Consider the following 6,213-nt stretch of genomic DNA (forward strand, 5'->3'; position numbering starts at 1 on the left):
CAAACCCGTAAAAACACGGTGGAAAGCCCTAAATCTGCACAATTCTTCTCAGCAGAATCTAGTCGCCTGACTGATTTTTCTACCCCCATTTATAATATGGGGGTTACGACATTGGACTCTCGTCTCCAATACGATGAATTCACCTTTCCTCGTCGCCTAGACAATTGCAAAATGGTTCTCACGGAGAAAGGAAATGTTCCAGTTTTACATTCTGTACCATGTGATGAATACGGGATTGCATCCCACGATTGGATTACTTTTGGATTTTGTCAGTCAACTTTAGGCCAAGAATATTATTCACTTGATCCTATGACTGCTGATTCAGAGCTAACCTATGGAATAGAAACGTTTTTAGATCACCATTTGCATGAAATATTCGGCTTCGGTCTTGGTGAAAAACGTCAAAACGGTATGCATAACTACAAATTTGCATATGAATTACAAGACAAAATGGGAATGGTTTTATACGGTCATAGCTCTCGTCGTATTTCAATTCAAATTAATGGCACTGGGTGTGCTCTAGCTCGTAAAGGTTGGCAAGTCCGCTTATATCAATACCTTACGTCTTACCAAAAATTTTATGATCCTCAAACAGGTTTCTTAAAAGAAACTGGCCCACGTGAACCTAAATTAACTCGTGTAGACCTTGCCTATGATGACTTTGAGGGGCAATACATCACTGTAGATCAGGCTGATGAATGGGATGATGTAGGCGGATTTTGGTGTGGCGGCCGTCAACCTAAAATTGAAAAGATTGGCCCTTGGAAACGTCCAAACGGTAAAGGCCGTACCTTTGCTGTCGGTGATCGCACCAGTGGAAAATATGCACGTTTTTATGAACGTGGAAAAAAGGAGGGTAGTCCTTTAAGCCCTTGGGTACGTGCTGAAGTCGAATTTAAGTCTAAAGACCGCTATATCCCGCTTGATATTTTGCTCTCACCGTCTCAGTACTTTCTAGGTGCTTACCCTTGCTTTGAGTGGCTTGCCAAGCAACTAGAAAAAGATTTTTGCACCCCTGAAAAGACAAAAGTTGTTAAAAAACAGTCTGAAATCAGTTGGGATAAAGCAATCGATGTTCTTAAAGTGCAATTCGGAAAATATATCCGTCAATTTGCCAAAGTGGTCGAACCTCAAGAATTAATTAACATGATTTCATCTGATAAAGATGAAGTCCCAAAACGTCTCAAGTTTTCACATGCTGCTGTCATGCAGTCAATTCGTTTAAATCAACACTTTGAAACTAAACCAACATCATTGGAGGAGATGCCGCTTTTTGTCGGTAAACCACTGGTGAACATGTCTGCTTATAAGGAATTTGTCCATGCAATTTGAAACAATAATCGTAGTACTGGGTGCTAAAGCGTCTAAGGGTGAATACAACGGCCGACCGTTCGATTCAACAAAAATTTTTGCACAAGCTGAATTACAGGAAGGTGAAAACTTCGCTGGCTTTGTTTCTACGGATTACACGTGGGGTACATCGTTCAACTTTGAACGTATCAAAGGTCTTGAATACCCATTTAAGGCAAAAGCAACGATGAAAAGCGTATCTAACGGCAAAGATTCAAAAACCATCTTGGTTGATCTAGTCCCTGAAAAAACAGCCCCTAAGGCTTAAGGATTTTAAGAAATGGCAAAGGTCTGTGAAATCGTCAACGAGGTTACAAACCAATGCGATCTATGGGTCGAATTCCCGACCTTGTTACCGCCTTTAAGTTATTCCGAAGCAACTGCAATCGGTTTAGCTTTTTGGCTCACTCTTGCAACCGTTTGGGGAATTAAAGTCATACGGGTGCAAATCTTCGAAAAAAACTAGGAGCTTCCATAATGGAAAATCAAAAACAAAACCGTGACCTTGCAACACGTTTAAAACAAGGTGCTGTTGTTGTGGGTGCTGTTGCAATGACTGCGGGTGCTAATGCTGCTGTCGATACTGCTGATATTACTGCTGAATTGACGGGGGCTGCTACTGCGGGCGCTGCTGTTGCTGCTGTAGCAATCTTAATCCCTTTGGGTATCAAAGTTTTTAAATACATTCGTTCAGCATTCTAAGAACAAATGTTTTAAAAATAGGGGTTGCTTCTCCAGTGGTTGCAATCCCTTTTCTTTTTTTGAGGTGTGAGAAATGGAATATATAGGGGCGTATATATGGCTTTTAATGATGGTTTTTATTGGTATAAAAATGTTTTAACAAAACAATTAAAACTTGTTTTAAGAATATATCTTTCAATTGCAATTATTCTTTCTCCAATTTACTTGTTAAATAATGCATATGCTGGTGCTGCTGAAAAATGGACTATTGAAGAGGTAGTTTACGACAACGTAGGAAAAAATCTATCCTATCAAGCTTCACGCCCAAATGCATTTGCACGTAATGACTATACATATAAGGCTAATGTCGGTGTTACCGCTGCTCGTACAGGTTCAACTGTTGCAAATATGGTCCGTATGGGTGTAGCGGGCGCTGCGATCTATGGCATTCTTGAGGGCGTCGGATGGATCATTGATCAAGGTAAAATTGTTCGTAAAGTTGAGGAAGATTCAGGTTCAAATCCGACGATAACAAATTGTTATTCCGCTTTATCTATGTGTGTTTCTAGTCCTGAAGTACTAGCTCAACTTCTTGCTCCTAAATTGGGTGGTAAATCATTTACTTTAAATAAAGCTAATAAATATATTCAAATTTATAAAAACTCTGATAAGTCACATTTATTACAGGTTGTTACTTATACATATATAACAAACCCTGATTACAATCCTGACTTTAAGAATGAGGAAGTTCCTGAACCCGAAGTTGGGGCCGCTGTTAATAACTCCCCTGTAGCTCCATCTGTTTTACCTGATATTTATCATCCGAATAATCCCGCAGGCGGTGAAGCTCCAAAAGCTTCTGACGATGCATTGGATAATGCTGTACCTGAGCCTCGTACAGATCCAAATATTGATATTAAAAATAAACCCAATACAGATACTGACGGAGATACTGTCCCAGATGTTTATGATCCTGAAGCACCGTCAGAGGGTTATGAATTTGAATTACCAAAATTCTGTTCTTGGGCTGCTACAGTTTGTGAATGGTATGTAACATATAAACAGGATTCAAAAAAGACAGATAATCACAGAAAAACAGAATTAACATTTTGGGAAAAAGTTGAAGAATGGTTTGATTGGACTAAGGATGATAGTGACCTACCCGAAAAAGAAAATCCTTTAGATATTCCTGATCTAGATATAAATGCCGATAAAGTAAATTTATCTGCTACTGGCACATGTCCTCAAGATTCAGTTTCTTTTTCTGTCATGGGTAATTCAGTCACTCTTGATATGCCATATCAACCTGTTTGCGATGCTCTTAACTTCTTTAAACCTGCCGTTCTCTTAGTCGGTGCTGTTGCATCTGTTTATATCGTGGCGGGTGTGCGAACTAAAGAGGAAGATCAAGCATGAGTTTATCTAGCATTCTTACAAAAATTTCAGACGTTGTTCTTTCCAGTGCCGGGCAAAAAGTAATTTCAGGCATGGGAATAACTGCTTTCACTTATGGCACAACTCAATTCATCTTCGATCAATCAATAAGTGTTGTTTATCAGTATTGGGGGCAGCTCGGCAATGTAATGTATTTGTTCGGCTTGTCGGGTGCTGATCAAGCCTTATCAATGGTTTTTAGTGCTATTGCTGTGCGTGTTGCATTAAACAGTGCATCTATCGGATTTAAGAAAGCTTAAAAAATACGTAGCTTGTCGGTGAGGTGCGAGGGCGCGCAGTCACCGAACAAGACAAGCGAGGATTTTAATATGATTAATTTAATTGTTGGTACACCTGGTTCAGGCAAAACTCAGTTTATGATCTCAAAAATATTGGAGATTATTAAAGAAAATGACAAGTTAGAAGAGCAGGGCTTAGAACGTAGAAAAATCTATTCAGATATTAAGGAACTTTTGATTCCTGAAGTTGATCCCGCTCCTGACGATTGGCGTGATACTCCTGACGGCTCAATTATTATTTATGATGAAGTACAAATGCGTCGTGAATTTGAGTATAAGGGAAATCAATATTCTCAAGATCCGATGATTAAGGATTTAACTATTCACCGTCATACCAATAAAGATTTATGGCTAATTACTCAAGATTCACAGCGTATTGAAAAAGGCATTCACAAGCTCATTGATAGAATGTTTTTTATTAAACGTCCTGCTTCAAAGCCTACTTATACAAACGTTTTTGAGTTTGATAAATGGCTTTCTAATCCTGAACCTACCGCAAACAGAAATGCAAAGTTTAAAAAATATTTAGATTTTTATCGTTTTAATTTCAGTGATAAATATCAATCTCTTTATAAATCTGCTTCCGATCATTCATCTATTAAGTTCAAGCTACCTAAACAGCTATTTGTTTTTTTAGGCATTTTCCTAGCTGTTATTGCTTTTGTTTTAATTGCATTAATGAATACAGATACTTTCAATACAAAAAGATTTGAGGAAAAAAATGGAACTGTTCAAGAAAATAATTCTACTGGTGACAATGCAGTATCTAAGAAAGATCATAAAGAAGATATTCAATCATCTAATGCCCCGCTAGATTTAAGCGTTGAATGCCGAAAGGGTGTAAATGTTGAAAAGCCTGAATGCGTCAAGTGGTTCAATGATTTATCTAAAAATGGTTCTTCTTTAACTGCTACAGGTGTTCAGACTGTTTCATACAACTCAAATAAGCCTTATGAATTTGAATATCAACCACAAGTACAGCCTACTGATTTTCCTAGAATGTCGGGAGTGGTTAAGCTCTCCAGTGGTCGTTTAATGGCTATAGATCAGCAAGGTAACTACATGACAGGCATTTCACAAGAAGATTGTAAAAAATACCTTTCGGGCTATCGTCCTTTTGATTATTTTGCTTTAAAACAAAATAATGATTTTAATCCCCCTAAATCATCATCTTCCGATTCCACATCAACACAACAAGTAGAACAAGAAGAACATTTTTCTACTCAAAACCCACAACCTAAATCAGAGCCTATCCCTTACGGTACAAAACCACAAAAAGACATCACTGGAGCGCATTCCCTATGACACCTGAAATGCAATTAATTAATCATTTACTGTATTGGGCTATTTTTACAGGCTTTGGCACAGGTTTATTCTTTTCAAGATTTCCTATTCAAATTATTGAATTTACAGAAAAATATTGGCGTTTAAAGCGCTTTAAGAAATATCGAAAGAAATTAGCAGAACGAGTGTCTACGAGTGAATCGGGCAATTAAAATTTTAAAACCCTCTTTCCCTGATTACAGCTCCCGTTTAAACTCTAAGCGATAAAAACAGAGCGTCCGTATGGCGCGAACTGAGGGGAAAAAGATGTTATCTCAACAAGTTACAGATGAAGCGCAAAGAGTTGCCAAACAACATTTAAGTGGGAATTTAAATGTTTCAATCAACCTTGAGGTTTTGCAAAAGATTTTAAGTGATGAAGATATGTCTCATGTTTTTATTACTGAATTTAATAATTATTTAGATAAGTACCGTAGTTGGTATTCTAAAGATCAGGCATAAATAACATGCCTCTAAGAATTTATGAATAGACATGTATATAGCACAATTGCATACAGTAGAAATAAAGGTGTTTTACGCAAAGAAGACTATATTTTTATGCGTGAATGCCTAGAAAAACACTTAGAATACATGCAGTTATCTGATTTAGATTATTCACAGCAAATTGATGATTTAAAACAGCTTTTTATTAAATTGGATCACACCATAAACAGGCTGTAATGACGAATTAGCGGCTTATAACATGCGGGTTACGATTGACTAAATTTAAATCAAAACAGGGTGTTTTTATGTTTGAGACTGTTTTTATTTCTGATCCTAATTTTAAATATACTCAATATTTTACTTTTGAGAATTTTTTATTGGCTTTCTGTGTTGCTCTTACTATTGCTACAATTTTTATTATCATTTCTGATATTTTTACAGATGAACAATTATAAAGCTCACGGATTTCGGCATAACGTATATTATGTTCATTAGGATACTCAGCAACGTGAATATAATTTTTACAGATTCACGTTGCTGAGCTGTGGCACCAACTGAGTTGCGTAGGCCACAGTCTTGGATATGCTATTTAACATAAAATTACGTTATGCGACATTCGGCTCTGAGCTTTGCTTTATCTTCTAAAATTGCTTCGCTGGATAAAATTGCTTTGTATAGAAAC

At 37.1% G+C, this 6,213-nt stretch carries 8 protein-coding genes; all 8 read left to right on the forward strand.

Going from position 1 to position 6,213, the window contains the following annotated elements; genetic code table 11:
• Positions 1 to 1,332: replication initiation factor domain-containing protein (locus ACOZBP_RS17180; RefSeq protein ID WP_422677542.1), on the forward strand; the 1,332-nt coding region annotated here is incomplete at its 5' end.
• The gene (locus ACOZBP_RS17185; protein WP_325087760.1) at positions 1,322 to 1,618 is read left to right on the forward strand and encodes a hypothetical protein; all 297 of its coding nucleotides are present in this window, start codon (positions 1,322 to 1,324) and stop codon (positions 1,616 to 1,618) included. The genes ACOZBP_RS17180 and ACOZBP_RS17185, both read left to right, overlap by 11 nt.
• Before the next feature lie 209 nt (positions 1,619 to 1,827).
• Positions 1,828 to 2,052, forward strand: a complete 225-nt coding sequence (locus ACOZBP_RS17190) for a major capsid protein (protein ID WP_325087758.1) — start codon at positions 1,828 to 1,830, stop codon at positions 2,050 to 2,052.
• 96 nt (positions 2,053 to 2,148) lie between these two features.
• Complete coding sequence (locus ACOZBP_RS17195) at positions 2,149 to 3,447, forward strand: virulence factor TspB C-terminal domain-related protein (protein ID WP_325087757.1); 1,299 nt, start codon at positions 2,149 to 2,151, stop codon at positions 3,445 to 3,447.
• The gene (locus tag ACOZBP_RS17200) at positions 3,444 to 3,725 is read left to right on the forward strand and encodes a DUF2523 family protein (protein ID WP_325087756.1); all 282 of its coding nucleotides are present in this window, start codon (positions 3,444 to 3,446) and stop codon (positions 3,723 to 3,725) included. Before ACOZBP_RS17195 ends, ACOZBP_RS17200 begins: the two co-directional genes overlap by 4 nt.
• Before the next feature lie 69 nt (positions 3,726 to 3,794).
• The gene (locus ACOZBP_RS17205) at positions 3,795 to 5,069 is read left to right on the forward strand and encodes a zonular occludens toxin domain-containing protein (protein ID WP_325087755.1); all 1,275 of its coding nucleotides are present in this window, start codon (positions 3,795 to 3,797) and stop codon (positions 5,067 to 5,069) included.
• Positions 5,066 to 5,260: a hypothetical protein gene (locus ACOZBP_RS17210; protein ID WP_422677543.1), complete on the forward strand. Its 195-nt coding sequence runs from the start codon at positions 5,066 to 5,068 to the stop codon at positions 5,258 to 5,260. Before ACOZBP_RS17205 ends, ACOZBP_RS17210 begins: the two co-directional genes overlap by 4 nt.
• 70 nt (positions 5,261 to 5,330) lie before the next feature.
• On the forward strand, positions 5,331 to 5,549 hold the full coding sequence (locus ACOZBP_RS17215; protein WP_422677544.1) for a hypothetical protein: 219 nt from the start codon (positions 5,331 to 5,333) through the stop codon (positions 5,547 to 5,549).
• Positions 5,550 to 6,213 lie beyond the last annotated feature (664 nt).

Origin of the sequence: Brevundimonas sp. NPDC058933 (assembly GCF_049315965.1) — a bacterium.
GTDB lineage: Bacteria > Pseudomonadota > Alphaproteobacteria > Caulobacterales > Caulobacteraceae > Brevundimonas.